At 45.5% G+C, this 25,966-nt stretch carries 29 protein-coding genes and 2 tRNA genes; 14 read left to right on the top strand and 17 right to left on the bottom strand.

Annotated elements, in window-relative coordinates; all coding sequences use genetic code 11:
• Window positions 1-24: 24 nt before the first annotated feature.
• Window positions 25-759 (bottom strand): SDR family NAD(P)-dependent oxidoreductase, encoded by a 735-nt coding sequence (locus LY387_RS06595; protein ID WP_234495770.1) that lies wholly within the window; start codon window positions 757-759, stop codon window positions 25-27.
• Between the two features lies 1 nt (window position 760).
• Window positions 761-2,053 carry a histidinol dehydrogenase gene (hisD, locus tag LY387_RS06590; protein WP_234495769.1) on the bottom strand — a complete coding sequence of 431 codons (1,293 nt, stop codon included), beginning with the start codon at window positions 2,051-2,053 and terminating at the stop codon, window positions 761-763.
• 289 nt (window positions 2,054-2,342) lie between these two features.
• On the opposite strand from hisD, the gene LY387_RS06585 reads away from it, so the two are divergent.
• The 4 genes from LY387_RS06585 (at window position 2,343) to LY387_RS06570 (ending at window position 5,635) form a co-directional block, all read left to right on the top strand.
• Window positions 2,343-3,092 (top strand): HpcH/HpaI aldolase family protein, encoded by a 750-nt coding sequence (locus tag LY387_RS06585; RefSeq protein WP_234495768.1) that lies wholly within the window; start codon window positions 2,343-2,345, stop codon window positions 3,090-3,092.
• Window positions 3,093-3,240: 148 nt separating this feature from the next.
• Window positions 3,241-4,194, top strand: coding sequence for a LacI family DNA-binding transcriptional regulator (locus tag LY387_RS06580; RefSeq protein WP_234496068.1), 954 nt, complete (start codon window positions 3,241-3,243; stop codon window positions 4,192-4,194).
• 164 nt (window positions 4,195-4,358) lie between these two features.
• On the top strand, window positions 4,359-4,898 hold the full coding sequence (gene def, locus LY387_RS06575) for a peptide deformylase (RefSeq protein ID WP_234495767.1): 540 nt from the start codon (window positions 4,359-4,361) through the stop codon (window positions 4,896-4,898).
• 254 nt (window positions 4,899-5,152) lie between these two features.
• On the top strand, window positions 5,153-5,635 hold the full coding sequence (locus LY387_RS06570) for a CIA30 family protein (protein WP_234495766.1): 483 nt from the start codon (window positions 5,153-5,155) through the stop codon (window positions 5,633-5,635).
• A gap of 46 nt (window positions 5,636-5,681) precedes the next feature.
• Here LY387_RS06570 and LY387_RS06565 read toward each other — a convergent pair whose 3' ends face one another.
• The 4 genes from LY387_RS06565 to LY387_RS06550 all read right to left on the bottom strand — a co-directional run bounded on the left by LY387_RS06565 (window position 5,682) and on the right by LY387_RS06550 (window position 7,175).
• Window positions 5,682-5,903, bottom strand: coding sequence for a hypothetical protein (locus tag LY387_RS06565; RefSeq protein ID WP_234495765.1), 222 nt, complete (start codon window positions 5,901-5,903; stop codon window positions 5,682-5,684).
• Window positions 5,904-6,136: 233 nt separating this feature from the next.
• A tRNA-Val gene (locus LY387_RS06560) sits at window positions 6,137-6,213 on the bottom strand.
• A 39-nt stretch (window positions 6,214-6,252) separates the two neighbouring features.
• A tRNA-Val gene (locus LY387_RS06555) sits at window positions 6,253-6,329 on the bottom strand.
• A 180-nt stretch (window positions 6,330-6,509) separates the two neighbouring features.
• Entirely contained in the window at window positions 6,510-7,175 is a 666-nt protein-coding gene (locus tag LY387_RS06550; RefSeq protein ID WP_042472456.1) for a DUF2726 domain-containing protein, read from the bottom strand.
• Window positions 7,176-7,316: 141 nt separating this feature from the next.
• Here LY387_RS06550 and LY387_RS06545 point away from each other — a divergent pair, with 141 nt between their 5' ends.
• Window positions 7,317-7,853 (top strand): lipocalin family protein, encoded by a 537-nt coding sequence (locus LY387_RS06545; protein WP_234495764.1) that lies wholly within the window; start codon window positions 7,317-7,319, stop codon window positions 7,851-7,853.
• Here LY387_RS06545 and LY387_RS06540 read toward each other — a convergent pair.
• Complete coding sequence (locus LY387_RS06540) at window positions 7,850-8,611, bottom strand: MBL fold metallo-hydrolase (protein ID WP_234495763.1); 762 nt, start codon at window positions 8,609-8,611, stop codon at window positions 7,850-7,852. The genes LY387_RS06545 and LY387_RS06540 overlap by 4 nt on opposite strands.
• Window positions 8,612-8,723: 112 nt before the next feature.
• Here LY387_RS06540 and LY387_RS06535 point away from each other — a divergent pair, with 112 nt between their 5' ends.
• Complete coding sequence (locus LY387_RS06535) at window positions 8,724-9,464, top strand: glycerophosphodiester phosphodiesterase family protein (protein ID WP_234495762.1); 741 nt, start codon at window positions 8,724-8,726, stop codon at window positions 9,462-9,464.
• Here LY387_RS06535 and LY387_RS06530 read toward each other — a convergent pair.
• Complete coding sequence (locus LY387_RS06530) at window positions 9,442-10,350, bottom strand: LysR family transcriptional regulator (RefSeq protein ID WP_234495761.1); 909 nt, start codon at window positions 10,348-10,350, stop codon at window positions 9,442-9,444. The genes LY387_RS06535 and LY387_RS06530 overlap by 23 nt on opposite strands.
• A gap of 101 nt (window positions 10,351-10,451) precedes the next feature.
• Here LY387_RS06530 and LY387_RS06525 point away from each other — a divergent pair, with 101 nt between their 5' ends.
• Both LY387_RS06525 and LY387_RS06520 read left to right on the top strand, forming a co-directional pair.
• A complete protein-coding gene (locus LY387_RS06525) occupies window positions 10,452-11,378 on the top strand; it encodes a DMT family transporter (RefSeq protein ID WP_234495760.1) in 927 nt (308 codons plus the stop codon).
• 118 nt (window positions 11,379-11,496) lie between these two features.
• A complete protein-coding gene (locus tag LY387_RS06520; RefSeq protein ID WP_234495759.1) occupies window positions 11,497-12,603 on the top strand; it encodes a M20/M25/M40 family metallo-hydrolase in 1,107 nt (368 codons plus the stop codon).
• A gap of 66 nt (window positions 12,604-12,669) precedes the next feature.
• Here LY387_RS06520 and LY387_RS06515 read toward each other — a convergent pair whose 3' ends face one another.
• Genes LY387_RS06515 through LY387_RS06505 form a run of 3 tightly spaced genes read right to left on the bottom strand, consistent with a single transcriptional unit; the run spans window position 12,670 to window position 13,840 of the window.
• On the bottom strand, window positions 12,670-13,023 hold the full coding sequence (locus tag LY387_RS06515) for a ribosome recycling factor family protein (protein WP_234495758.1): 354 nt from the start codon (window positions 13,021-13,023) through the stop codon (window positions 12,670-12,672).
• Window positions 13,002-13,439 (bottom strand): DUF3859 domain-containing protein, encoded by a 438-nt coding sequence (locus LY387_RS06510; protein ID WP_234495757.1) that lies wholly within the window; start codon window positions 13,437-13,439, stop codon window positions 13,002-13,004. Before LY387_RS06510 ends, LY387_RS06515 begins: the two co-directional genes overlap by 22 nt.
• Before the next feature lie 32 nt (window positions 13,440-13,471).
• Window positions 13,472-13,840, bottom strand: coding sequence for an ATP-binding protein (locus LY387_RS06505; protein ID WP_234495756.1), 369 nt, complete (start codon window positions 13,838-13,840; stop codon window positions 13,472-13,474).
• A 184-nt stretch (window positions 13,841-14,024) separates the two neighbouring features.
• On the opposite strand from LY387_RS06505, the gene metA reads away from it, so the two are divergent.
• Window positions 14,025-14,966, top strand: a complete 942-nt coding sequence (metA, locus tag LY387_RS06500; protein ID WP_234495755.1) for a homoserine O-acetyltransferase MetA — start codon at window positions 14,025-14,027, stop codon at window positions 14,964-14,966.
• Window positions 14,967-15,014: 48 nt separating this feature from the next.
• On the opposite strand, the gene LY387_RS06495 is transcribed toward metA, so the two are convergent.
• Together LY387_RS06495 and LY387_RS06490 are read right to left on the bottom strand one after the other, a co-directional pair.
• Window positions 15,015-15,266 (bottom strand): DUF3081 domain-containing protein, encoded by a 252-nt coding sequence (locus LY387_RS06495; RefSeq protein ID WP_234495754.1) that lies wholly within the window; start codon window positions 15,264-15,266, stop codon window positions 15,015-15,017.
• Window positions 15,267-15,363: 97 nt separating this feature from the next.
• Window positions 15,364-17,031, bottom strand: a complete 1,668-nt coding sequence (locus LY387_RS06490) for an AMP-binding protein (protein ID WP_234495753.1) — start codon at window positions 17,029-17,031, stop codon at window positions 15,364-15,366.
• 227 nt (window positions 17,032-17,258) lie between these two features.
• Between LY387_RS06490 and pilW the strand changes: the two genes are divergently transcribed.
• The 3 genes from pilW (at window position 17,259) to LY387_RS06475 (ending at window position 20,238) form a co-directional block, all read left to right on the top strand.
• Entirely contained in the window at window positions 17,259-18,002 is a 744-nt protein-coding gene (gene pilW, locus LY387_RS06485) for a type IV pilus biogenesis/stability protein PilW (protein ID WP_419153425.1), read from the top strand.
• Between the two features lie 238 nt (window positions 18,003-18,240).
• Window positions 18,241-18,798 carry a TetR/AcrR family transcriptional regulator gene (locus LY387_RS06480; RefSeq protein WP_234495752.1) on the top strand — a complete coding sequence of 186 codons (558 nt, stop codon included), beginning with the start codon at window positions 18,241-18,243 and terminating at the stop codon, window positions 18,796-18,798.
• 27 nt (window positions 18,799-18,825) lie between these two features.
• Window positions 18,826-20,238, top strand: coding sequence for a coniferyl aldehyde dehydrogenase (locus tag LY387_RS06475; RefSeq protein ID WP_234495751.1), 1,413 nt, complete (start codon window positions 18,826-18,828; stop codon window positions 20,236-20,238).
• 51 nt (window positions 20,239-20,289) lie between these two features.
• Here LY387_RS06475 and rlmF read toward each other — a convergent pair whose 3' ends face one another.
• From rlmF to LY387_RS06455, 4 genes are all read right to left on the bottom strand, one after another.
• The gene (gene rlmF, locus LY387_RS06470; protein WP_234495750.1) at window positions 20,290-21,345 is read right to left on the bottom strand and encodes a 23S rRNA (adenine(1618)-N(6))-methyltransferase RlmF; all 1,056 of its coding nucleotides are present in this window, start codon (window positions 21,343-21,345) and stop codon (window positions 20,290-20,292) included.
• On the bottom strand, window positions 21,329-21,838 hold the full coding sequence (locus tag LY387_RS06465; protein ID WP_234495749.1) for a M48 family metallopeptidase: 510 nt from the start codon (window positions 21,836-21,838) through the stop codon (window positions 21,329-21,331). The genes rlmF and LY387_RS06465 overlap by 17 nt, the downstream gene beginning before the upstream one ends.
• Window positions 21,839-22,008: 170 nt before the next feature.
• Complete coding sequence (locus tag LY387_RS06460) at window positions 22,009-23,193, bottom strand: D-alanyl-D-alanine carboxypeptidase family protein (RefSeq protein WP_234495748.1); 1,185 nt, start codon at window positions 23,191-23,193, stop codon at window positions 22,009-22,011.
• Between the two features lie 317 nt (window positions 23,194-23,510).
• Window positions 23,511-24,782 (bottom strand): diguanylate cyclase domain-containing protein, encoded by a 1,272-nt coding sequence (locus tag LY387_RS06455; protein WP_234495747.1) that lies wholly within the window; start codon window positions 24,780-24,782, stop codon window positions 23,511-23,513.
• A 303-nt stretch (window positions 24,783-25,085) separates the two neighbouring features.
• Here LY387_RS06455 and LY387_RS06450 point away from each other — a divergent pair, with 303 nt between their 5' ends.
• Together LY387_RS06450 and LY387_RS06445 are read left to right on the top strand one after the other, a co-directional pair.
• The gene (locus LY387_RS06450; RefSeq protein ID WP_234495746.1) at window positions 25,086-25,364 is read left to right on the top strand and encodes a hypothetical protein; all 279 of its coding nucleotides are present in this window, start codon (window positions 25,086-25,088) and stop codon (window positions 25,362-25,364) included.
• A 135-nt stretch (window positions 25,365-25,499) separates the two neighbouring features.
• Window positions 25,500-25,724, top strand: coding sequence for a hypothetical protein (locus tag LY387_RS06445; protein WP_234495745.1), 225 nt, complete (start codon window positions 25,500-25,502; stop codon window positions 25,722-25,724).
• Window positions 25,725-25,966: the final 242 nt, after the last annotated feature.

The following is a 25,966-nucleotide window of genomic DNA, read 5'->3' as shown; positions in this document are numbered from 1 at the left end:
CGTTGTTATTTAGGTGAGCCAAATTTACGAGCCAAGTGGGCGTCCACCATCCACTGAGATGGTGCTCCCCGTTGAAAATGTCAGCACGTCAGTGGCGGCGTAAACCGCGTCAGCGACTTCTTTTTCTCCCGCAAGACGTTTAAGGGGGGTCAATTGCTCCTGTTGATGTCGCCATTCGTCGTCAAGACCTTTAACGAACTCGGTATCAACTAAGCCGGGTGCAACCGCCAAAACTCGAATGTCCGGTGATAATGCACGAGCCAGCGAGCGAGTCATATTCTCTGCCGCCGATTTACTCGCACAGTAAGCAATGTTGCTGCCCATAGCGGTTTGAGCTGCAATCGAGGTGATGTTAACCACGCAGCCTTTCGCTTTACGAAGCTGATTTTCAAACGCTCTGACCAGAGCAAAAGGCGCTCGGACATTGACCTGAAAGATTTTGTCGAACAGGTCGTCATCTAAACCTTCAAGGTCGGAATGAGGCACAAACTTTGTCATACCAGCACAGTTGACGAGCACGTGCAGCTCATCACTGATTTCACTTACCTGATTCACCAACTTGTCTATGGCCTTCGCATCCAACACATTCAACTGATATGCGCCATGACCGCTGCCTTCTAGATTGGACAACACTTCGTCGGCTGCTTCAGCATTGCTGTTGTATGTGAAGACAACACGATAGCCATTTTGAGCGAGCTTAGTACAGATGGCGGCTCCTAAGCCGCCACTGCCGCCCGTAACTAAGGCGAGTTTTGTCATGTTACGCCTCCTCCACTTTCCCTTTATAGCGGCGTACTCGAATGTCTGCTTGCTCTTTGTGACCTGCAAATCCTTCTAGGGCACACAAGCGAGAACAGTATTCGCCAACTTTTAGAGAAGCAGACTCAGTGACACGTTGGTACGTACATGTTTTGATGAACTTACCTACCCACAAGCCACCCGTATAGCGAGCCGCTTTTTTAGTAGGCAGCGTGTGGTTGGTACCAATACACTTATCGCCGTATGACACATTGGTCTCACGACCTAGGAATAGCGCGCCGTAATTGGTCATGTTATTCAGGAAGTATTTTGGATCTTCTGTCATCACCTGAACGTGCTCAGACGCTATGTCGTCTGCCACTTCAACCATTTCTTCATAAGAATCACAGACAATCACTTGACCGTAATCTGCCCACGCTTTACCAGCAACTTCAGCAGTCGGAAGGATCGTTAGCTGACGCTCAATCTCTTTGATGGTTTCTTGTGCAAACTGCTCGCTGTTAGTCAGAAGAACCGCTGGGGAGTTGTAACCATGTTCAGCTTGGCCAAGAAGATCCGCTGCGGCTAACTCAGGGTCACAGCCCTTCTCATCTGCAATCACCAAGGTCTCCGTTGGACCAGCGAACAAGTCAATGCCTACGCGGCCAAAGAGCTGCCTTTTGGCTTCTGCGACAAAAGCATTGCCTGGGCCAACAATCATATCAACCGGTGCAATTGTCTCAGTACCTAGCGCCATAGCACCCACAGCTTGTACGCCACCAAAGCAGTAGATTTCGTCAGCTCCAGCCATCGCCATCGCCGCTACAATTGCCACATTGGGCTGACCATTAAATGGAGGTGCACACGCAATGACACGTTTTACACCCGCAACTTTTGCTGTCAGAACTGACATATGTGCAGATGCGACAAGAGGATACTTACCACCCGGGATATAGCAGCCAACGCTATTTACGGGGATGTTTTTATGACCTAGCACGACACCCGGCATCGTCTCAACTTCCACATCTTTCATGGAATCGCGTTGGATCTGGGCAAAGTTGCGAACTTGCGCTTGTGCGAACTCGATATCATGGCGAGTCGATTCATCCAAAGCATCAACACAGGCTTGGATCTGGTCGTCCGTCAGACGAAATTGGTCTGGAGACCAGTTATCAAATTTTTCAGAAAGCGTACGGACAGCTGTGTCACCGTTAGATTCTATGTCGGTCAGAATATCTTCGACAATTTGACGTACTTTCGCGTCGTTGGATGCTGATGCTTCTTCCGTGATGCCATTTTTGATAATGCGAGCCATGTGTATTTCTCCTTGATGAATTAGACTGACTAGTGATTTTGTTATTTTGGATACGAATGCAAAACTAGATTAAACACAAAATTAACATTTGACAAGCATTGAAGCTCAAAGGGTAACCAGCCAATCAAGGCATTGTTTTTAATCAAAAAAAACTCATTAACAACACTAGTTACATGGTAATTAATGACGGATAATTGACGAGAATTGCTATTTTGATCACACAAATTTCACTCTTCTTTTACACTTGCTCGTGCTAATTTTTGGATACCTTTGCAAAAAGAGAGAACGTATGACTAACTTCAAACAGCAACTTAATGAAAAAGACCTAATGGGCACCTTTGTAAAAACTCCGCACCCTCATATTGTTGAGGTTTTATCAATGGCCAACCTGCCCTTCATCATATTGGACGCTGAACATTCGCCCTTTGACAGAGCGACTTTGGATCAGTGTATTCTTGCGGCTCGGGCGCACAGCCTGCCCTGCTTGGTTCGCGTCGAAAACAGTTCTCCGTCAACCATACTCAATGCTCTTGATTGCGGAGCTACGGGTGTGCAAGTCCCTCACGTATGCAGCGCAGAACAAGCAAAGCAAATCGTTCGACAATGTCACTATGGTCACAGAGGAAGAGGTTACGCAGGTTCAAGTCGAGCGGCACAATACGCGACAAAAGCAATGCCCAAACATTTAGCAGACAGCCAAGCTATCACTACAGTGATTGCACAAATTGAAGATCCTGAAGGTGTCGACAATGCTGACGCGATTGTTGCCGTTAAGGGTATCGATGCGATATTTATTGGTCAGGTTGACCTGACCGTCGCTTACGGCGCTGAAACCGTCAATGATGAGGTCGTTCGAACTGCCAGCTTCAAGGTTATTGAAGCTGCAAAACGCGCAGGCAAACCTGTGGGGATGTTTGTAGCCACGGCTGAACAAGCGAATCAATGGCGTGAAGCTGGGGTAAGTTTCTTTGCCGTTGGCTCAGAGCATAAAATGATTATTGATGGTTTCCGAAGCGAGCAAGCGTTGTTTAATTCTTGATGTTTATCTTATATTTATTCTTCTATAGGATAAGTCTCTAGACAGTTTGCCCGTTAGACCTCTACACTCTCGTCTAATTGGAAATAGCTCGCTCTTAAAAAGGAGTAACACCATTAAAGCGAAAGTAACTTCGATAGACGTGGCAAAAATGCTCGGCGTTTCCCAATCAACGGTTTCCCGAGCTTTCAGCCAAACCGCTAGTATCAGCGACAAAAAGCGTAAAATGGTCATGGACGCCGCTGCAAAGCTTGGTTACACACCGAATGCTATCGCGCGCAGCCTGATATCCAATCGCTCTGGGTTAGTGGCTATTGCTTTAGATAGCGAATCAAACCCAATGTATGACATACAATCTCGAACCTTAGCGTTAGAAATACAAAAACGCGGCGGGCAGGTTGTGCTCTGCCCTATCGATAAAGATGATCTGGATCTTGCGATTTCTCGCGCCATTGAATACCAAGTAGACGGACTTATTATTGCCACCAGCCGCCTAACATCAAGGGCCTTTGCGCAGTGTGAAAAGTTCGGAGTGCATCTTAGCCTTATCAACCGATACGTTGAAAACATCAACGCGAACAGCGCTGGTATAGATAACCAACTGGCGGGCAAACAAGCGGCGGATTACTTAGTCGACAAGGGATACAAGCAGCTTGCTTTCATCAGTGGCGATGCAGGCTCTATGACCAGTGAAGAGCGCTGGATTGGTTTCTCTACCCGAGTAAAAGAGCTGGGTCTCTCAACGCCAATCTTTATTCAATCCAAATATAACTTCGAAGCGGGTCTAAATGCTGCTTCAGAGGTGCTTGATCATCCAGCTAAGCCCGATGCTATCTTTTGCGCTAACGATATCCTTGCTATGGGTGTCATGGATGGCCTACGAAAATCAGGTGCTCAGATCCCGTCTGACTATGCCGTAATGGGCGTGGACAACATTCCAATGTCTTCTTGGCCAAGCTATGACCTAACCACAATCGCTCAACCGGTGGACAAAATCGTAAAAAATGCGGTGGAAGATTTGATGTCTCGGATCAATGGTAATCTGGACGCGAGTGGGGAATACCTGCTTGAGGAAGGAGAGCTAGTCTCGCGCAGCAGTGCCTAAAATACGTGTAAATCAAGCCAATCACCTGAAAAACCGCTTTCCTTGAAGGCGGTTTAGATGCCAAACTCAAACCAACCTCTACTACTATTCAAGGATATACACTTAACCTTGAAAACCGTTACACGCGTCGCCTTCTCTATCTAATTCTCACTAAAAGGTTCAGTATGCAGCCAAGCAACTCATCGAAGCCAGATATCGCCCAGCTCGGTCATCCTGTTTTAAGACAACAAGCGAAGCCTGTTGAAGACATCTTGTCACCCGAATGTCAGAGCTTAATAAGTCAAATGATCGATACCGTGGAACAAGCCAATGGTGTCGGCATTGCTGCGCCTCAGATTTATCAGAGCTTGCGCATTTTTATTATGAGCTCAAAGCCAAATGCCCGTTATCCCGACGCGCCATCTATGCCAATAACCGCCATGATCAACCCTGAAATTGTTGATGCCAGCACTGAAATGGAAAAAGGTTGGGAAGGCTGTTTAAGTGTGCCAAGTATGCGCGGTTTTGTGCCTCGTCATCAACAAATATCCGTACGCTACTACGACCAACAAGCCGTATTGCAACAGACCACCTTCGAGGGTTTCTTGGCACGGGTTTTTCAACATGAACTCGACCACTTAGACGGCATTACTTTTGTTGACCGATTAGAGTCAAACCAAGACCTCATCAGTGAAAGTGAGTGGTATAAACAATTCGCAAGCTAGAATGAGCAACATCCCCTTTTCTCAACACAAATAACAGATTGAAAGGTGACGACGTCCAATGGCTTTGTGATCGGATAAGTTGCGAAATCTCGTAAACCAAACTAGTTCTCACACTGTCTACTGGAGGGGGGATGGATAACTGCCTCTCGATAATTACACTCTACAGAGTGTTTGCTAACGTGCTTAAATACATTGGGATAATGTTGGTGGTTGGCACCTTATACCACTCATACGCCTTTGCTTCAGGGGGTTTAATGATGGATTTCACTCAGCAAGATGAGCACCTCCATTGGGACGCCATCAACGATAATGTCATGGGTGGCATCTCAAGTGGTACGATGACGTACAGCAATGGCAGAAGCCTCTTCAATGGGGTGATTTCCTTAGAGAACAACGGTGGATTCAGTTCGGTCAACCGCCCTATTCAACCCTTGGGGGCAAACATTACCCACGCTGAGCTCGAATTTATTGGCGACGGTCGAATCTATCAATTGCGTGCCACCACCTGGAAAGATGGCGTTCGCATCAACTACAAACACAATTTTGCCACCCAGCGAGGCGAGCGACAAGTTGTGAGCTTTGCTCTAAACGAGTTCCAAGCCGTTTTTCGAGGACGCTTGATCAGTGGCGATCCAGAACTTACCGCTTCAGCGATCCATCAAATAGGCCTACTCATCGCTGACAAGAAATCTGGCGAGTTCAAACTCGAACTCCTCCAACTTCGTTTTAGACCTTAAACAACAAGCATGCGCGAGATTTATCGGTGCTCGCGTAAGCCTTTCTCTATTGGTGAGCTTTCTCGCTTAATGGCTTTAAAAGTTTCATCACCGATGACTGCTTCCACATACCAATACCTGTCAAAGCAAGCGCTGGAATGAATCCCCATAGCGTCGCTGCCATATAGGCTTCATTGCTTGCTAAAGGTGAGTAGAATGCTGCACCTACAAGTAGCGCTAATACTATGTGTGCCCATCTCAGTACTATTCTTATGTTCTTACCATTCATGACGCTTTCCTTCTGCTGTGATCCTGAGTTCTATGATAAAGAGATGAGTTCTGGAGCTTTTGTGCATGCGACGAGCGGTATATAGGGAGCGTGAAATGCTCTATCTGAGGATAAATGGAGAACAATGGTCATCAAGTTGGGAAAAGAAGGATGGGCTTCATGACAGTGTAAAGGAATTTCCAAACGGCCAGATACAAAAAAGCCCACTTTAAAAGCGGGCTTTTTCGAAAATTTGGTGGGTCCGGGCGAACTCGAATCGCCGACCCCTACCATGTCAAGGTAGTACTCTAACCAACTGAGCTACGGACCCAAATTTTTGTTCCATTCTGAATAAGCATTCAGAAAAGGATGGTGGGTCCGGGCGAACTCGAATCGCCGACCCCTACCATGTCAAGGTAGTACTCTAACCAACTGAGCTACGGACCCATCTCTCTGGAACGAGAAGGATATTAACCAGAGTAACTTAGCTGTGCAAGTACATTTTTGTGTTTTTGGTGTCGTTTGACGCATTCGCCATCAATTCGACTCTTTTTTATGCGCTACTACTGAAAAAACGTGAAGGCTATCAGATCGTTGCTCTCACTTAGCTCCGTTGGAACTGACTGATTATGCCGATTCTTCGTCATCAAATACCACGTTGTAGTTTTCTGTGTACTGGCACAACGGCTGGCGGCTACATGTGAAAAAGCGTCGTCCTTTGAACTCCCCTTGCATCGCCGTTTTGATGTTCATTGGGCTGCCGCAGCGCTTACAAAAACGCACTTCTTTGTCTGGCTCAATTAAATCAATGTGAGCAGCAAGCAAACGGCGAATTTTGCCGACTTGGTAGCTCAGTTTAACCGATGCACCAATAAGCGGAATATTGGCAGATTTACATACCTGCATAATCAGCTTCTGGCGTTCTATTTTGCCTTTGTGAAGCTTTTGTCCATTGTCATATTCGATAATGACTCGTGGCTGCATCGTTCGTGGGTCACACACTACAAAATCAAAATAGCTTTTTGCTATCACGTTATTTGCGATAAACCATTGCTTCTTGCTCTTCATCTGCTGTGGCGTCACAACATTCGCCATGCTCACCTTAGTTAAGATCACACCGTGCTCGCCAACCGCTTCTTTTAATGCGTTATAAAACGCGGTCTGAGCTGACGATAAGATTGGTCCTTTCACTTTGTATTGATATGACTTGGTATCTTCCTGTTTCACAAAGTATTTAAGTGCAACCATGGAGAAGCCAACCAACAAGGCAAGAACAATAAAAATCTCTAACATGTTTTTAGTGATACCTAACAAAAATAGACAGAGTACGTGCTCAGATTAAGCTCAATAACCAATAGATGCAATCTTTGTGGTGTTATCCTAATAAAGTGACGTATATTCAATAGGTAACCAATCCAAAAAAGAGGTTTTAGGATGAAACTGATTCGACAATTTATGCTGTTTTCTTTGAGTTTGATGCTATTGGGTTGTACTGGGATGCCAGATACGGTGAAACCTGTAACAGGCTTCGATCTCGACCGTTATCTTGGCAAGTGGTATGAAGTCGCTAGACTCGACCACAGCTTCGAGCGTGGTCTCGACAACGTCTCTGCGACCTACTCTATGAATGACGATGGGTCTGTGAAAGTACTCAACCGAGGCTGGGATACCGAGGATAAAGAATGGTCAGAGGCGATTGGTAAAGCGAAGTTTGTTGAAGCGCAAGATATCGCTCATCTCAAAGTGTCGTTCTTCGGACCTTTCTACGGTAGCTATGTGGTTTACTATCTGGAAGAAGACTACTCAGTAGCCCTAGTGAGTGGCTATAACTCGGATTATTTCTGGATCCTGTCCAGAACTCCGACGATTGAGAGCCAAAAACTAGAACAGTATGTCGAACTGGCCAAAAACGCGGGCTTTGATACTGCGTCGCTTATCTACCCTAACCATGACAAAGCGCAAACCAATTAACGCTTAGACCACATTGATTTCAATACACTATTGAGCTTTATCTTCGTCACCCGCCAATGAGTCACAGGTCTTCTTGGTGCGGTGTCGAGGATATGATTCTTTGCTACCTCATCAAACTCCACAGGCCCACGATGCGCCAACAATACACTTTTCGCGTTCAAGTTATACACCTTATCCACTGAGCGTCGATATTGGTTTGGGTGGAACACTGGAAAAGGAGCAATTAGGTGCTTTTTCACTTCAACCATTAAGTCTGCGACATACACTGTCGAGTGCTTGGCGTTGTAAACTGAAATATCACGATCTGTGTGCCCTGGAGTATCGATCACCTGCCAGTCTTCAAACATTGGTACAGGATCACCATCAGTAACCGCGTGGTCGACCTTAAGCTTTCTCTGATACCAAAGGTTTCTCTTCGGTTTCCCCATTCGATTCGCCATGTATCGAGCAAGAAACAGATCGGTAAGATGCATGAGAATACCATCAGCCCCGGAATACCATGCTTTATGATGTGAACGCGACACAATTTTCGCACCTGTCAGTTTTTTTAACCTGTGCGCAGCCCCTGCGTGGTCGGGATGCATGTGGGTAACCACAATGGCTTTAAGATCCGATATCGGACGATTCAGTTCGTCGCGAATATAGCGTAATATCATGCCGACATCAGCGCGGCTAGCACCATCCAGTAGTAACAACTTCTCTGGGTACTCTGCGAGATAGATTTGTTGGATATATCCTGAGATCTGGTGAATTTTCATAAGCCCTGCTAACTGGTCAGACAACCTTATTGCAAGATAACTTGATGTTAACAACATTGCAACAACACCTATTCTTTGTAGCGATAGCCATCGCTTTTTTTGAGGTTTGCTTATGAGCGTTATTTTTGTCGGTCATCGTGGTGTCGCGGGAACGCATCCAGAAAACACTATGGTCAGTATACAGGCTGCAAAACAGCTGGGCATGAAATGGGTTGAAGTTGATGTGCAACCAACCAAAGACAATGTTTTGGTAGTATGCCATGACCACACCGTCAATCGTTGCAGTAACGGCAAAGGCCGAGTCGATGAGCTGACGCTAAAAGAGCTTCAAGCCCTAGATTTTGGTTCTTGGAAGTCTGGGGAGTTTCAAGGTGAGCCTATTATCACCCTTGAGGCTCTTCTAGAGTTTTGTGGTGCGAATGACATGTCGATAAATCTGGAAGTGAAGGTCGACAGCCACGACCCAGCCTACGTTGTTTCATTGCTTAAGACTGAGCTTGAGAAAAGCGCTTTTATCAAGAGTAATCTCATTATCTCGAGTTTCAGTAACGACGTGATGCGCGAACTCCACCAAGCAGAACTCGGAATTCGACTAGGCGTGTTGGCGAAGCGCGTCAACCGCAAAACGCTGGCAACCATACTCGATGTCAATGCTTTTAGTTGTCACCTAGATTACAAATGGCTCACCGCCAACCATATCAACATATTGCGAGAGCTCGACGTCGAGATTTGGTGCTATACCGTCAATAATCCAAAATCCTTTAAACACTTAGATAGCGTCGATGCCGTCTTTACCGACTTCCCTACTCGCTTTGAAGGTGCGACGAACCTCAAGACATCGACTCAACCATAAAATCGATAAACGCCCTTCGTCTCGCCGGGGTGAACTTAGATTGGGGAAATTGCATGATGATTTCCCCTTGATAACGAGAGTTTACGTGCCACTCAGGTAATACCTGCAATACCTCTCCGTTGTCTATCGATTCATCGACAACAAACTCTGGAAAAATGCCTATTCCTAACCCCTCTTTCACGGCATTGAGCCGCATCTCAGAATGATTCACAGAGTAACGCCCATGTACCTGAACTTTGACGTTATCTTCATCTTTTGAGAACAGCCAGACATTATCGTTAGGTTGCTCATTAAGATACAAACAATCATGATCGAGTAAATTATTAGGGTGAAATGGAATGCCATGCTCTTGAAGATACGCCTTATTGGCACAGAGTACCGCTTTGATTTCACCCAGCGATTTAGCGACTAAATTCTCTCTTGGGAAATGCGTTAACTCGAAGACAAAGTCGAGGTTATGGCCGAACGGATCGATAAACTCATCGCTTACGATCAAGCGAAGCTTCACCTCAGGGTATTTCGCTAAAAACTCGAGCATGAGTGGCTGCAAGATCCGGCGGCTGAATGCTTTAGGTGCCGCGATACGCAGCTCACCCGTTACCTCACCTAAATCTTGGCTTGTAACATGCACTATGTCTGCGGCTGACTCCATTATCTTTTTGCTGTACTCGTAAACAATTTTTCCCGTCTCGGTGGTCACTTGCTTACGAGTAGTCCGTTCTAACAAATCCGCATTCAATGCTGACTCCAAGCGACTAATCTGGCGACTGACACCCGAAGGCGTGACGCCTAAGCGCTGTGAAGCGGCAGTAAAACTGCCTGACTCTACAACAGTGACGAACGCTGCGATGTCAGGAAGCATTGCCATGAGCTTATTTGTGTCCATTAGTCACAAGTCCTATGAGAATTGGGAGTATTATCACATCCATATTCATAAGTTAGCATAGGTAGACCAACACTAATAATTAACTTTTAGGTAACAGCTAAATGGAAAGGAATTTCGTTAACAAGGTCTCATTTCACTGGGCTATTTTAGGGCTACTTGCGGTCGCCATCGTTTGGGGAACCAGTTATGGAGTTTCAAAACAAATACTTAGCCATGTATCTGTGCCCCAGCTCCTATTTCTTCGGTTTTTGATTAGCTGCTTAATTTTATTCACTATCGCTGTCAATAAAGGACAAATAAGCCACTTTATAGCTAACCAAAAGCAGTATTTGCAGGTAGGCGTCTCAACGGGACTGATTCTAAGCTGCATCTTTGTTACTGAAACCTGGGCGGTCAAACTGGCGCAAGCTGGGCAAGTGGCCGTTCTCATAAGCTTGTGTGTGCTGTTTACACCAATCCTAGAGAAACTCTGCCTTAAGGTTCAGTTACCTAAAGGGATTTTTCTACTTTGCATTGTCGGTGTGACCGGAATGATACTGATAGCAGAACCACACCAAGTCGCGCTTCGCTTAGACTTGGGGGTAGGCTTGGTGCTAGTCGCAGCCTTTCTGAGGGGCGTAATGGTTGTTGCCTGTAGAAAAGCGTTTACGAGCACTACCTTCCATGTTGAGTTGATTACCTTAGTTCAGCTTGCCACGGTCACAGTAATGAGCCTAGGGCTTGTATTACTCGATATAAATTCACCTTCAATGATCAGCGTGCTTGGAAGTCTTGATACGCACGGATGGATCAGCCTTCTCTATCTCGCGCTTTGCTGTACGCTCATGGCGTTTTTTATCCAGAACTATGCCGTGAAACACCTGCCAGCGAGCCAAGCGTCTTTATTGATGGGAACAGAGCCTTTGTTCGGCCTATTATTTGCAACAGTATTTCTTCAAGAGACGATGTCTTTATTTCAATGGATTGGATGTTTTATCGTCATATGCACCACCATTGCAGCTTGTTACAAATTTTCCAAACAAAACTAGGTCAAAAGACAGTCATATTCTCTAAATTGCGGACCTTTCTTTGATTTAACTCAGGTCTTTGGTCTCCAAGTAGCGTGTAAAGTGGTTCTCCCCTGTTCCACTAACGTGAAGTGATCCCATGACTCAAGTAAATACAGAACGCCTAGTAAACCATTTTTGTGACCTCGTAAAAATCGATAGCGAATCAGGCAATGAAAAAGCCGTCGCAGAAGCGATTGCTGAACAACTTGGTGAGCTAGGTTTCGTAGTAAGTAAACTACCTGTACCTGAGCAGTACACAAATGGCTTTAACGTATACGGTCGTCTTGAAGGTAAACAAGAAGGCAGCATCGTATTCAGTGCTCACATGGACACAGTAACGCCAGGCATCGGTATCGAGCCAATTATTGAAGACGGTATTATTCGTTCAAAAGGTGACACCATTCTTGGTGGTGACGACAAATCAGGTATCGCAGCCGTCATGGAAGCTGTGCGCTGCCTACAAGAGCAAAACCGTGAGCACAAAACAATTGAAGTTGCGTTCACTGTGCATGAAGAAGGCGGTCTATTCGGCTCTGAATATTTCGACATGTCTTACATCCAGTCTAAGAACGCAATCGTACTCGATACAGGTGGCCCGATCGGCACTATCGTAACGGGCGCTCCTGGCCAGCAAAAGATTGTGGCTAAGATCAAAGGCCGTCCAGCTCACGCGGGTCTAGCACCAGAAGAAGGTATCAGTGCAGCTATGGTTGCAGCGGATGCTATCGCTAACATGAAGCTATTGCGTATCGATGAGCAAACAACTGCAAACATCGGCTCTGTGAACGGCGGCCAAGCAACAAACATCGTAATGCCAGAGCTAACGGTAGTAGCAGAAGCACGCTCTCTTAACAGCGACAAGCTAACGGCTCAAGTCAACCACATGGTAGAGACGTTCCAGGCATCGGCAGAGAAGTTCGGCGCCGAAGTTGAAATCGAATCAACACGTGCCTATGACGCATTCGTGATTGCAGAAGATGACGCGCATGTACTGAAGATCAAAGAAGTATTTGCAGCTAACGGTATTGAAGCAAACACCAAACACACTGGCGGTGGTAGCGATGCGAACAACTTCAACGAGAAAGGTCTAACAACAGTTAACCTATCTACTGGTATGTCGAAAGTTCACACGACTGAAGAGTTTATCGCAGTAGAAGACATGGTTAAGATCACTGACTTTGTGATTTCTTACGTGACTGCGTAATTGCCAAAGCAGTAGAAAGCTCAAAACCGCGTTGTACTTTTAAATAGTAAGAGCAACGCGGTTTTTTTATAAGTCCTCAAACTCATCGATTGCAGCGCGCGCTTCGGCAAGTGTGCAACCAGACTGGAACATCAGATCCGCAACGGTTATTTCTGGGTCTTTCTCTAGCACTTCTTGAATCGGTGATTTATAGCCGTCAAGGGCTTTATCAACCGCAACAGATATCCACCCAACGTTAGCCTCAAGCGCAAACTTCGCAAGCTTAGTAGCTTCTCCGGTCAACGTCCAATTGCGAGAGCGACGTATACGTTTTAGCGTGCAACCACTATCTGCAGCACACGCCAAAACCGCCGATTTGTCTTCAACGCGGTGAACAAAGCTATTAAGGCGAATTGTGATTAGAAACCGCGATTTTTCCAAAACTGACCTTCATCTCTTGCCGTCACTTTGAATTTTTTCTCAGCAATCACTTTGCCTTGCATCTCAATGACCATATGCCACTCACCGAGGTTACTCTCCAGTCCGTCTATAGGATGAAGTAGCTGAATCGTATCGCCTAGGTAGAAATCCCAATCATTGCTGCCTACGTGCTCTTCACCGTCAAATGGAGCAAGGACCTGTCCTTTTTTGCTAAGAACACCCGGATGATAGATGCAATAGCGCACCTTTTCTCCTTTGGCCTTTTTGATGTTGACGATGAAACCAAACTCAATATGTTCATCCGCTGGCACTATGGTTGTAAAGTCTTGTATTTTAGGAAGATCTTTTGATCCAGAATCCCATGTAGAATAGATGCCGTACGACGTCATTTCGATGACTGGAGAGCGTTTTGCCATAATTAGATTTTTCTGTTTTAAAGTGAATAAGGTTAGTCTTGCCAACGTTTTTGCATCTTGGCGATGACGCTGTCACTCACGCCATGTACATTTGGGTAACGCTCGTGACAAACAATGATGTCCAACTCGGCCTTGTAGCGTTTGGCTAAATTTTTATATGCCTTCATTTCCCACAAGCGAACAAAGGTATTGGCAACAACCACGTCTTGGTTAGCCGCCAATGCTTTCTCGACCTGCTGCTGACACCATTCGTGTGCTTCGCCAATCTTACCCCCGTCGTAACAATATTCACCTTTTTCATTGATAAAATACATATCAGCTTCGAAGTGCAGCGCGTCGAGGGTTTTCGCCAAGGTACTCTTTCCAGAACCTGGAAGACCGCGAATTAACGTGAGTTTCAAACAAGTTCACCGCAAAATATTGAAAGTAACGTGATTGTACCCCGTCTCACCCATGTACGTCATGAGGTATTGCATTCAACCGATGACACCTGGGCTAAAATTAACTATCGACAAGCAAAAACGTTTGCGTTAACTTTAGAAGTATAGACGTCCAGAAGACCAAACAGAGCTTAGGGAGAAAGCTGTGCCAATTAAGATTCCCGATCAACTACCTGCCTCCAACGTCCTACGTGAAGAGAACATCTTTGTGATGTCAGAGTCTCGCGCCTCGACTCAGGAAATCCGTCCGCTTAAGGTATTGATCCTCAATTTGATGCCAAAGAAAATTGAAACGGAAACCCAGTTTTTAAGACTGCTTTCAAACAGCCCGCTTCAGGTTGATGTTGAACTGCTTCGTATCGACGATAGACCAAGTAAGAACACGCCAACTGAGCACCTTGATACTTTCTATCGCCAGTTTGAAACTATCAAAAACCGTAACTTCGATGGACTCATCATCACAGGAGCGCCACTTGGCTTGGTTCAGTTTGAAGATGTGATCTATTGGGATCACCTGCAAACCATCATGAACTGGGCAAGCAAGCATGTGACCTCAACGCTGTATGTCTGTTGGGCGGCACAGGCGGGCTTAAAGCTACTGTTTGATCTGCCAAAACGCACTCGCAAAGAGAAGCTGTCAGGTGTGTATCACCATGAAATTCATGACCCGCACCACCCTATCCTGCGCGGTTTTGATGACACCTTCTTAGCACCGCATTCTCGATATGCTGACTTTTCACCAGAGTACTTAGAATCACACACAGATCTCGATATTCTGGCAACCTCGGATGTCGCCGGCGTGTATCTCGCGGCAACGAAAGACAAGCGAAATGTATTCGTAACAGGTCACCCTGAGTACGATTCTCATACGTTACACAACGAATACGTGAGAGACTTGGGTGAAGGTATGGAGCCGGCCATTCCAATTAACTACTACCCTAACAACAATCCAGACAACAAGCCGAATGCGAGTTGGCGTAGTCACGGTCACTTGTTGTTTGCTAACTGGCTAAACTACTGTGTTTACCAACAAACACCTTACGATCTTGACCACTTTAGTGAAGATGCGTTTACGACTGAAGAGTAAATATATTTCGTGCTCTCCTATCGTGGAGAGCACTAGTTGCCGCCCTAACTACTTGGCTAACATCGCTACCTTGCGTAAGAAGCTATCACGCAGGTGCTCTTGGTCATACTCAAGATGATAGGTGTTGTGGAAGCCTATAGAAAGCTCAACGCCATTACCTCGCATGTAGACGTTGTAACCGTCATAGTCCGAATAGGCTTCTACCCCTTCATAGATCTTTCCCAGTTCAGTCTCGGTACCATTAGACATAATGGTATCGTAAGCCTTTAGAACTTTGTTGGGATCAAGTTCGTTTTTCATCGCAGTCTCCTACTAACGAAAAGCCACACATAAAGTGTGGCTTAGATGGGCGATTTGCGCCAGTTTATGTTCGTTAGTAGATACGCATCAAGGCGCGTTACTGGTCACGAAGCTCTCTTCTTAGGATTTTACCGACGTTGGTTTTCGGCAATTCATCTCTAAATTCAATTATCGTTGGTCTCTTATATCCTGTCAGATGCTTACGACAGTGCTGTTTCACCTCGTCGGTCGTAACCGCACCATTAGCCACGACAAACAGTTTAACGCGCTCGCCCGCTACGTCATCTGGCACGCCAACTGCTGCTGCCTCGATAATTTTTGGATGTAGCGTCGCAACTTCTTCGACTTCACTTGGGAAGACATTGAAGCCAGAGACAAGAATCATGTCTTTCTTGCGATCTTCAATATAGAAGATGCCGTCTTCGTCCATACGCCCGATATCGCCTGAATAGAGCCAGCCATCTGCCGTTAGAATTGCATTTGTCTCCGCGTCTTGCTTCCAGTACCCTTTCATCACTTGGGGGCCGCGGATCTGAATCTCGCCGATCTCACCGACACCGAGTGGTGTACCACTTTCATCGACGATACGCAGCTCAGTACTTGGTAAAGGTACACCAACTGCTGGGAGATACTTTTGCTGGGTATGAACACCACCCGCTACAACTGGCGAGCACTCCGTCAAACCATAGCCTTCAATGATTGGCATGCCTGTGATCTCTTGCCATTCGTCGGCAACATGCTGCTGAGTTGCCATGCCTCCAGCAATAGTGAATTCAGCATGAGAGAAGTCGAGTGCTTTAAATTTCTCGTTCTTGTTTAACGCAGCAAACAAGGTATTGAGACCAAAGATCATGGTGAATGGGTATTTGCTTAAGTCATTAATAAAACTGTTCAAATCGCGTGGATTCGTAATCAGCAAGTTACTGCCACCCATGTACATCATCAGCATCATACTCACTGAGTTTGCAAAGATGTGGTACAGAGGAAGTGGTGTTACAGCGCGCTCTTTGTCTTTCGCTGTACGAGGGCCAAAGTGACCAAATACCTGTAATACGTTGGCAATGACATTGCGGTGAGTCAGCATCGCACCTTTCGCTAGACCTGTTGTGCCTCCCGTGTATTGAAGGTAGGCGAGATCATCGTTCGCGATTGTTGGCTCGGTAAACGTCATTCTCTTGCCATCGGTCAGAGCACGACGCATCGAGATAGCACCTGGAAGGCTATACTTAGGCACCATCTTTTTCACGTACTTAACAACAAAGTTCACCAAGGTACGTTTGTGAGGCGCTAAGGCATCACCAATACTGGTTAAGATGACGTGCTTAAGGCTCGTCTTTTCAATAACCTGTTGGAGGCTATTACCGAAGTTGGTGACAGCGACAATGATAGTCGCACCAGAGTCTCTAAGCTGATGCTCAAGTTCGCGAGGCGTGTAAAGTGGATTAACATTCACGACCACCAAACCCGCTTTAAGCGCGCCTAAAATAGCAATTGGATACTGCAATAAGTTCGGCATCATTAGAGCGATGCGATCACCTTTTTTGGCTTGCAGCTCAGTTTGCAAGTACGCAGCAAACGCCTCACTTTTCTCGTTAAGTTCACGATAGGTTAGCGAATGGCCCATGTTCACAAACGCCGTATTATCAGCGAACTGTTCAAAGGGTTTTTTAAACATATCGTTGATGTTGTCATACTGGTCAACATCAACGGTTGCCGGTACATCATTTGGGTAGGTCTGTAGCCAGGGTTTGTCTGCGTTGCTCATCAAGTTTGATACCTTAGTTGTTGGACTGGTCTACTTTATCCAAGTTGGAGCAATGACTCTATTACTAGCGTCACCATTCCAACCCATTCGCTTGTTTTCTATACAAAGTTTTGTCACAACACGTGTTTGAATGTGCAATCACTCGCACTAACGCATGCCAACTCCCAATCACTTTAAACCGCATTTTAAGATAAGCGGACGATCGACAAAAATACAGCGGATAGTAAATGACTCCTCGCACCAAAGACCACCGTTCTGCAATCTTACAAACCCAACTCACCATGGTAGCAATCTCCGTTCTAATAGGAGGCTGCGTCACCGTCACTGATTCTACTGAAACCAAAGTCGACCCCATTTCCGCTGCCGAAACGCGCATCGAACTCGGTTTAGCCTACATACAAAGAGGCCAATTCAGCCGCGCCAAACAGGACTTTGAAAAAGCACTCGAGTTTGCGCCCAACTACTATCGTAGCCAACTTTCAATGGCACATTATTACGAAGTTGTTGGGGAGTACAAAATGGCAGAATCAAGATATAGAGCTGCACTCAAAGTTGCCCCGAACAACGGTCATGTCTATCACAATTATGGCACTTACCTTTGCAAGCAAGGGGAGTATGAAAAGGCAAATCAGTATTTTCTCGACGCGGTTACTCTGCCGAATTACTACCAAATCGCGGAAAGTTATGAAAATGCTGGCTTGTGTGCCTTGAAGAATAAGCAGTTTAAAAGCGCTCAACGCTACTTTGAAAAATCCCTCGAGCATGAACCACTTCGCCCTAACGCCACAATTCAATTGTCAGCTTTGGAAGTCAGAAACGGTGACTATCAACTCGCAAGGCTCAGGTTAATGCAGTTCCACCAAAAATATGGTTATCAGAGCCCTAGCCTAGCGGTATTGCATCAGCTCGAAGTGCAAGCTGGTAACAAAGCCATGGCTGATAAATATCAAAAATTGTTGAAAAAACAATAGCGTGCTGTGTTCGTTAAGTTCTCATAAGAGGCTAAATTGTCATTTGCTTTCCCACTGTAACTCCACAGCATACCATTAATTCATTTACACTTTCGGCTATTTTTGTAAACCTTATAGTTGACACTTAAGCGTCAAAATGTAAACTTAAATTATCAAATGTATTGTGTTTATCAGTAATCAGGCTTTCTGCTCAGATAGACTCTGTTACGGAAATACGAATAAGTGGGATTATTGGATTATGTCCGAAAAAGTCAGTCAAGAGTTCGACCTTGCAAAGCAACTGTTGTTTACCTTTACCCTGCATGGGTTTCAAAAGACGTCGATGCAAGATCTCGCAAACAGTGCAGGATTGTCTCGACAGTCTATTTACAAGAAGTTTGGGTCGAAAGATAAATGTTACCAATGGGTTATCCATACCTATCTGGCAACGATGTACGCCAATATTTTCGACATTCTAGGTGATCACGATATCGAGCCAATGGAGGGTTTGATGAAAACCTTTGACGTGTTTATTGGTAATGCCGTCAAAGTCATATCTAACCCTCACGGTGCTCAAGTCTTGGATGACACACTCAAAGCTACGCATGCCTCTGTTGAAGATTGGCCAATCAGGTTCAGAGAGCGACTCGCGAACTATCTCACTCATCACAATTTGGTGTCGGATGAAAACGCGTTCGGCGTTGCCTATACCTTAATTTCTGCTGGAAAAGGGCTATTACTCGAAGAGTCCACCAGAGAGAGCTTTACCAAAAATATCAAAATAATAATTACAAGCGTCACTAACTCTAAAGTCTAATTTGCTTCAAAGTCGGAGAGATACACAATGTCACATACAGAGAATGTAACTGCTCAACCACTCGAACATGTCTTTTCAGACATGAGGAGTGCTTATAACAACAACCCCGCTCCTACTTATGAGCAGCGAGTTGTAATCCTAAACAAACTTAAACATGCGATCATCGAAAATGAGCAGCGAATCTACGATGCTCTGAAACTTGACTACGGTTATCGAAGTGAGTTCGATACTTTGATTGCAGACGTATTGCCGAGTGTTGCCGGAATCAACTACGCCATTAAGAACTTGAAGAAATGGATGAAACCGTCAAAGCGACACGCTGGTCTGATGCTAGTTCCTTCTAAAGTCACCGTCCACTATCAGCCTTTAGGCGTTGTTGGAGTCATCACACCTTGGAACTTTCCTTTCTATCTCGCACTAGGACCTGCAGTACAAGCGCTGGCCGCTGGAAACCGCGTGATGATCAAAATGAGTGAATTTACACCCAATGCAAACGCAGCTCTACGTGAGGTCGTTAAAGATCTCAGCGAACACATTCAAATCATCGAAGGGGAAGCTGATGTGGGTGCTGCCTTCTCCAGACTGCCTTTTGATCATCTTATTTTCACAGGGTCATCAGCAGTAGGAAAAATGGTTGCACACTCTGCAGCTGACAACCTCACACCAATTACTCTTGAACTCGGTGGCAAGTCACCAACAATTATCGACAAAAACATCGACCTCAACATCGCAGTTGACGCACTCATTGTTGGTAAGTCTGTCAATTCAGGTCAAATCTGTGTCGCTCCAGATTATGTCTTTGTGCCTAAAGAGCGTGAAAAAGAGTTCATCGATACCTTCATCCAAAGGTACACGGAATATCATTTAGAAAATGGTTCCAAGAATACTCAAACTCACATCGTCTCTGAACGCCAATACACTCGACTGATGGGTTTTCTTGAGGACGCCAAGGAACAAGGCGCCGAAGTACATGCCGTTAGAGAAATTGAAGATGATCAAGGGCGTCGTGTTTATCCGCACTTATTAACTAATTTACGCCCAGAAATGAAGGTGCTTCAAGAAGAGATCTTTGGTTCCATCTTACCTATTTTGACTTACGAGGATCTTGAAGAAGTCATCAGCTACATTAACGAACGTCCACGCCCACTGGCGTTGTACATCATGTCAAATGATAACAACGTCATTGATAGTTTGGTTTCTCGAACTCATAGCGGTGGTGTTGCAATCAATGATACTGCAATGCATGTCGCCGCCGACGATGCACCTTTTGGTGGCGTGGGTAACTCAGGTATGGGTCACTACCATGGTCATGAAGGCTTCCTAACCTTCTCGAAGGCGAAAACTGTACTCCACTCGAGCTCTTGGATTCCGAAGAATCGATTTATTCTTAAGAATCGCGATTTCGTGTTCAGAACACTACGCAAGTACCTTTTGAAATAGCCAAGCAATACTAAAACGAATATGAGCTGGATTTACCAGCTCATACTTCATCTAGAGCAGATGTCCACTCAGCACCAAACGCTGCTCATGCGTCATAAACGACCATGCCACAAAACGGCTTTTCTTTTGGCCTTGTGCCATCTCTTGAATGAGTACATGCGTCGCACCCAGCTTCTCTAGGCGTTTTTGCAGTGGGCGAATGTTGTCCTTCTTAGAAAGCAGTGTCGAGAACCAAATGACTTGGTGCGCAAACTGTTTACTCTCATTCGCCATATTCAGAACAAAAGCTTCTTCACCGCCTGGACACCATAGTTCCGCATTTTGACCACCAAAGTTGAGCCCGTCGCTCTTTTTCTCTAGTTGTTTTTTTCCCTGTAACAGATCGCCGCGCTGCTGTCTGTTCTTAGTCAGATTCGCGTTCTTGCGCTCCGTTCCCTTCTGCGCATCTTCTGCGGACTTATGGAATGGAGGATTACAGGTTGTCGCGACAAACACATCACCCTGTTGAATCACACCTTCAAAAATGTGTTCACTCTGGGTCTGGTGTCTTAATTCAATTTTTCGCGTGAGCTTAGTATTCTGCTCGACATTGTTAGCAGCGCTCGCCAACGAACCTTCATCTACATCGCTACCGACCCAATTCCAGTGATACTGCGTTGCACCAACAATTGGATAGATGCAGTTCGCACCAACGCCGATGTCTAGCGCTGTTACCTTAAGGCGAGCTTTTGCAGGACGGTCTTGCATCAAGTCATTCTGCAACCATTCGTTGAGCCTGTGGATGTAATCTGCACGGCCGGGGATCGGCGGACACAAATAGCCATCTGGAATGTCCCAATGACTTAATCCGTAATACGCTTTTAATAGAGCACGATTGAACACTTTTACCGACTCAGGATTAGAAAACGCAATGCTCATGTCGCCATGTGGATTTTTCACAACATGATCGGCCAAACCAGGTTCAGCTTCAATCAGACATTTAAAATCGTAGCGCCCTTGGTGCTTGTTGTTCGCATGAAGCCCACTCGCTTTTCGCTTATCGACAACCATAGTTGCGGGTTTATCTTGCTTGCGAGGTCGTTGGTTAGATTTATTTTGACGAGTCATTGAGTAATTCTTTGTAGATCATAAAAAGGCGAGCATCGAACTCAAGCTGATGGTAGTCAGGTACCATATGACAACATAGTTGATAAAACGCTTTGTCGTGGTTCTTTTCTTTGATATGAGCCAGTTCATGAACCACCAGCATCCGAAGCAGCGGTTCAGGCGCATCTTTAAACACACTCGCTATTCGGATCTCGTTCTTTGCTTTGAGTTTGCCACCATGAGCACGTGAGATATAGGTATGAAGACCAAGCGCATTGTTGATCAGGTGGATTTTATTATCCCAAATGACTTTCGAGATAGGCGGCGTTTTTTTCATATAACGCTGCTTAATGTCCATGGTGTACTCGAAGAGTGCTTTTTCACTCTTGAGTTGATGACGGTCTGGGAAACGCTTTTCAAACCATTGAATAAATCGACCCGACGACACCAATGCATCGATTTGATCGACGAGATGTTGAGGGTAACCAGAGATGTACTTGAGATGTGGGCTCATAACCAGTGCGGTGTTGCTATCAATGAGCGCGTTATTCTAGCGAGGCAAGGAGATGAAATAAAGGACCGATGCGATCAGTCACGAACTTAAGTTTTTCAATGCGCTTCGAGTATATCCCCGCCTGCGCGGGGATGACGCACTTTTTGACTTTGACGATCTACTTGTCTGGCTTACTGCTCCCAGAGATCCTTAGCATCGGTAAATAGCGACTTGAACCATAGCACCACCGTATCCCAAGCACGCTTAAAGATAGAGCCTTGCTCAACGCTCGATTTAGCGACGAGAGGTTCAGTGGCAATTTCATCGTTGCCTACTTTCCAGGTTACACTGCCGATGATGTCACCTTGATTGATTGGCGCGATAAGTGGAGCGAAGACCTCCACTTCCTTAGACACGCCACGACTGTTACCTCGAAGATACGTCGCGTAAACGTCTTGCTCAAACCCTAACGGGATAGCGCTACTCGCCCCTTTCCATACTTTTGCCGTCACTTCGGTTGCGTCAGATTCCGCGAGCTGATCTGTCTCATAAAAGCGGAATCCATAGTTGAGTAGCTGCCTTGATGCTTCTACACGAGTCTGTGCACTTGGCGTCCCCATTACAACGGAGATAAGACGCATCTGACCTTGTGTCGCCGAGCTAACCAAACTGTAGCCCGCTTCTGAGGTATATCCGGTTTTACCACCATCTACATTTAGCGAGTTATCCCAAAGAAGTCTGTTGCGGTTGTACTGCTGGATATCAGCCCAAACGAATCGTTTTTCTGAATACAATTTGTAGACATCTGGCACATCCTCGATGATGTGGCGCATCAGAATCGCCATATCATTTGGTGTCGTGTGAATGCCCTGTCCATCTAGGCCGTGTGAGTTGATAAATTGTGTACTTGTCATGCCCAAGTTGGCAGCCCACTGGTTCATCAGCGCCACAAAGCCACTTTCGGTACCAGCAACATGCTCTGCCAAAGCGACAGCGGAGTCATTACCCGATTGGATAATCAATCCACGCATCAAATCCGCCACCGTGACGTTGTCACCTGGCTTAATGAACATTTTCGAAGAATCAGGGAATTTGACTGACCAAGCATTCTCACTCACAGCGACTTTGCTGTCCCATGTTGTTCTGCCAGTTTCGATCTCTTTACCCACGACGTAAGCTGTCATCAATTTTGTCAAACTCGCTGGTGCAAGTGCCGCATCTTGATTACCGCCAACAATAATAGACCCTGACTGGTAGTCCATAAGGACGTAGCCCTTAGCATTCAGTGCAGGTGGATTTGGTGTGACCAACGCAAAAGCTGTCGCCGACGAGCAAAGTGCAATCGACGCGAACAAAGCAGACATTGGTTTTTTCATCTCACGGACTCCTTATTCTGTGAGAGCCCCGCAGATTCTGGATAATGAGCGTTTGTGACGCCATTTGAACGCGGAGCTGAAATTTATTTAACCTCTACCCACAAACTAGAATAATATCGGTCACTTGGCTTAGTTTTTTTGTAAGATTTATTGCGTTTTACCAACCATAGCGAGAAACCTATTCTCGCTCCTCCTTCAAAGCAAAAAGATCAACGCACGCGTAGCAAGGCTCCAACGTCATTTATCAAAGAATTGCACGTCTACACCTTGTAACAAAGATGACATATTATGAGCAGCGATTAGTGTCAGAAATTGCCCTAAACATCATCACATTCAATAAAGGCGCTCTGCCCACCCCCGGCTTTTTTCGACAAGTACATTGCCCTATCAGCGCTAGATACTGCTTTCGCAACATCAAGAGCCTTACTTTCACAGAGTGTCGCCCCTAGGCTTAGTTTTACTTCTAGACTCAAAGAGTCATCGATATGAAAAGGATGTGACGTAACTTGAAGTATATGATCGGCAAGGCTAAGTACATGAGCACGACTATTGAGGCCAGGAAGAACGACTAGGAACTCATCACCACCTAGCCTAGAGACAATATCCGATTGCCTTGTAAAGTCTTTGAGCTTGTTGGCAAGCGCCACCAATACCTTATCACCCACTACATGCCCGTAGGTATCATTGATATGCTTAAAGTTGTCGATGTCGAGATACATAAACGCAACTTTTTCAGACCGAGTGCAGCACTCGCACAATAAGTCGTGTAGTTTGGACTCCAGTAGGCGTCGGTTGGGTAGATCGGTCAGAGGATCAAGATTTTGAGCCTCCAATAGTCTCAACTCTTTTTCTTTTCGCTCAGAAATATCCCTCGCAATGGCGACAAAGTAGGTGTCTCCATTGTGTTCCACCATATTGACGCTTGCCTCAATGGGGAACTCACTCCCATCCTTTCTAATATGTGTCGATTCAATCAGTTTTTTCTCATGCATCCGCATCGACTTAACATGATCTCGCCAAGTCATACTGTTTCGAAATAACGGGTTAATATCAGGAACAGAGAGCCGCAATAGCTCTTCTTTTGAGTAGCCAAGTCTTTTGTAGGCAAGTTCATTGCAATTCAGGATGTGGCCAAATTCGGCGTCAACCACATATATCGCATCATTAGACTTTCTTACAAGCTGATTTAGAAGAAGTTCAGCCGCTTGAAATTGACGCGAGCCCGATAGATCAACGATTTGGGAAATGAGTCGAGTTACATTGCCACTATTATCTACTTCTGCTGCCATATTGAGCTCAGCGAGAATAGGGTGACCGTCTTTATGGCGGTAGCGCTTATGAATCTTTAATGGTTTCGTGGGATTGGCAAGAAGCTGAGCACGAATGTCTAGATTAAGTGCAAGATCATCGGGGTGGGTAATAATAACTCCCTCAGTGAACAATTCATCTTGTGTGTAACCGAGCATCTTAGTGAAAGCGGGATTCACATACTCAAGTTTACCCGACGGGCCACTAATTGCAGTGGGTACCGGGGTAACATCAAATAGACGCTGAATCGAAACACTCAGCTGAGTGGACTCATTCTCCATACTAAACTCACTTTCCGCTTAATCAACAACACTTCCCTGTTTGCCAACGGGCGGCTTCTTGTTCTAGTTTTTTAGATTGTCACTAACGCCGTCGACATGCGGCTTTTTCATTCAAAATCTTTAAGAAGCTCTCTAATAGTGAATCAAGCTGGGTTACCTTGAGAGTATTATTTTTACGTTATTAATGTATTACTCAATTTTGAGACAATATGAAACGATCGTTCGATATACCTATTTTGTACAGTGTTCACCCTGTCATACATCGCCTATCATCAACGCCCACATACTCCAGAACCAATCTACATGAGCGCTAAACCCAGCCTTGCGGTCGCAACACTAGAACTAATAGATTCAGTCAAAGCAGAGCTTCCCCTCTACAGTGAAGACACGTTTGTGTGTGGGCCCGATAATTCTTGCATCGGCTGCCCAAAAAAGCTGATGGAGCTTGTCGAAACAGAAGTCAGCTATTGGGAGTCGGCACTTGATCGTGGTATCGCTCCAAACTTTGAAGAACTGCGTCGTTTTGGCAAACTATGCAAGAGCGTAAAACGCGGACTCGTCCGTAACGGCTTGGTCAGCTAACCAACAATTCCTGAGCACAGTCTCCAAGTTTTTGGAATCAAGCTCACCTAATGAAATTTATATCTATCATCATTGGTCCTGTTCCTCATGAAAGCGTAAAACCGCTTATGACCTACGTGAATTGAGGAGCATGTTATGAAAGCCCTAGTCAGAATCCACTCAATGGACAGCGCCACACCGACCACGGAAGCACGATTAGAGTTTTATCAGATAGGAATGCTCCTCGATGAACTCGGAAGCGATTGCCCGAATCAAACCGCTCAGTTAGCAAGAGTGGAAATCTTTGAGCAGGGGCATCTAACTCGTTCATTCAATACCTGTATCGATGCCAGATTAAAAAGTATGATTGCTCGTTTTTAACTGATACTCGCTCCCTCTACTCCACCCAAACAGCGATACGTCTTACAAGACGTTTGTATTCGCTTTCCAAAATCCTAATTTATTCAACGGCATTGAAATTTTTTTCGTGTCGTCTCGGTCATGTTGGCTGATAAGAATCTAGTGATAACTCTACTGTTAGCACCAAGGCTATTGATTATCGCTCGGCAACCTTTACTATCATTTATTAACAACTAGGCAAGGTTAGCCACATACGACATAAA

The organism is Vibrio maritimus, from assembly GCF_021441885.1.
Classification (GTDB): Bacteria; Pseudomonadota; Gammaproteobacteria; order Enterobacterales; family Vibrionaceae; genus Vibrio; species Vibrio maritimus_B.
The sequence above is the reverse complement of the archived record's forward strand: the minus strand, read 5'-3'. Positions and strand labels throughout refer to the sequence as shown.

Excerpts from the sequence above, each read along its gene's own strand:
- hisD (WP_234495769.1), bottom strand. The coding sequence starts at position 2,053 with ATGGCTCGCATTATCAAAAATGGCATCACGGAAGAAGCATCAGCATCC.
- LY387_RS06525 (WP_234495760.1), top strand. The coding sequence starts at position 10,452 with ATGGAAAGGAATTTCGTTAACAAGGTCTCATTTCACTGGGCTATTTTA.
- LY387_RS06585 (WP_234495768.1), top strand. The coding sequence starts at position 2,343 with ATGACTAACTTCAAACAGCAACTTAATGAAAAAGACCTAATGGGCACC.
- LY387_RS06495 (WP_234495754.1), bottom strand. The coding sequence starts at position 15,266 with ATGAAAAACGAACTTGATCCCAACAAAGTTCTAAAGGCTTACGATACC.
- LY387_RS06450 (WP_234495746.1), top strand. The coding sequence starts at position 25,086 with ATGAGCGCTAAACCCAGCCTTGCGGTCGCAACACTAGAACTAATAGAT.
- LY387_RS06545 (WP_234495764.1), top strand. The coding sequence starts at position 7,317 with ATGAAACTGATTCGACAATTTATGCTGTTTTCTTTGAGTTTGATGCTA.
- LY387_RS06445 (WP_234495745.1), top strand. The coding sequence starts at position 25,500 with ATGAAAGCCCTAGTCAGAATCCACTCAATGGACAGCGCCACACCGACC.
- LY387_RS06475 (WP_234495751.1), top strand. The coding sequence starts at position 18,826 with ATGTCACATACAGAGAATGTAACTGCTCAACCACTCGAACATGTCTTT.
- LY387_RS06540 (WP_234495763.1), bottom strand. The coding sequence starts at position 8,611 with ATGAAAATTCACCAGATCTCAGGATATATCCAACAAATCTATCTCGCA.
- LY387_RS06455 (WP_234495747.1), bottom strand. The coding sequence starts at position 24,782 with ATGGAGAATGAGTCCACTCAGCTGAGTGTTTCGATTCAGCGTCTATTT.
- LY387_RS06480 (WP_234495752.1), top strand. The coding sequence starts at position 18,241 with ATGTCCGAAAAAGTCAGTCAAGAGTTCGACCTTGCAAAGCAACTGTTG.
- LY387_RS06465 (WP_234495749.1), bottom strand. The coding sequence starts at position 21,838 with ATGAGCCCACATCTCAAGTACATCTCTGGTTACCCTCAACATCTCGTC.
- pilW (WP_419153425.1), top strand. The coding sequence starts at position 17,259 with ATGACTCCTCGCACCAAAGACCACCGTTCTGCAATCTTACAAACCCAA.
- LY387_RS06570 (WP_234495766.1), top strand. The coding sequence starts at position 5,153 with ATGATGGATTTCACTCAGCAAGATGAGCACCTCCATTGGGACGCCATC.
- LY387_RS06520 (WP_234495759.1), top strand. The coding sequence starts at position 11,497 with ATGACTCAAGTAAATACAGAACGCCTAGTAAACCATTTTTGTGACCTC.
- LY387_RS06580 (WP_234496068.1), top strand. The coding sequence starts at position 3,241 with ATGCTCGGCGTTTCCCAATCAACGGTTTCCCGAGCTTTCAGCCAAACC.
- LY387_RS06595 (WP_234495770.1), bottom strand. The coding sequence starts at position 759 with ATGACAAAACTCGCCTTAGTTACGGGCGGCAGTGGCGGCTTAGGAGCC.
- def (WP_234495767.1), top strand. The coding sequence starts at position 4,359 with ATGCAGCCAAGCAACTCATCGAAGCCAGATATCGCCCAGCTCGGTCAT.
- rlmF (WP_234495750.1), bottom strand. The coding sequence starts at position 21,345 with ATGACTCGTCAAAATAAATCTAACCAACGACCTCGCAAGCAAGATAAA.
- LY387_RS06535 (WP_234495762.1), top strand. The coding sequence starts at position 8,724 with ATGAGCGTTATTTTTGTCGGTCATCGTGGTGTCGCGGGAACGCATCCA.
- LY387_RS06565 (WP_234495765.1), bottom strand. The coding sequence starts at position 5,903 with ATGAATGGTAAGAACATAAGAATAGTACTGAGATGGGCACACATAGTA.
- LY387_RS06550 (WP_042472456.1), bottom strand. The coding sequence starts at position 7,175 with ATGTTAGAGATTTTTATTGTTCTTGCCTTGTTGGTTGGCTTCTCCATG.
- LY387_RS06460 (WP_234495748.1), bottom strand. The coding sequence starts at position 23,193 with ATGAAAAAACCAATGTCTGCTTTGTTCGCGTCGATTGCACTTTGCTCG.
- LY387_RS06490 (WP_234495753.1), bottom strand. The coding sequence starts at position 17,031 with ATGAGCAACGCAGACAAACCCTGGCTACAGACCTACCCAAATGATGTA.
- LY387_RS06530 (WP_234495761.1), bottom strand. The coding sequence starts at position 10,350 with ATGGACACAAATAAGCTCATGGCAATGCTTCCTGACATCGCAGCGTTC.
- LY387_RS06510 (WP_234495757.1), bottom strand. The coding sequence starts at position 13,439 with ATGGCAAAACGCTCTCCAGTCATCGAAATGACGTCGTACGGCATCTAT.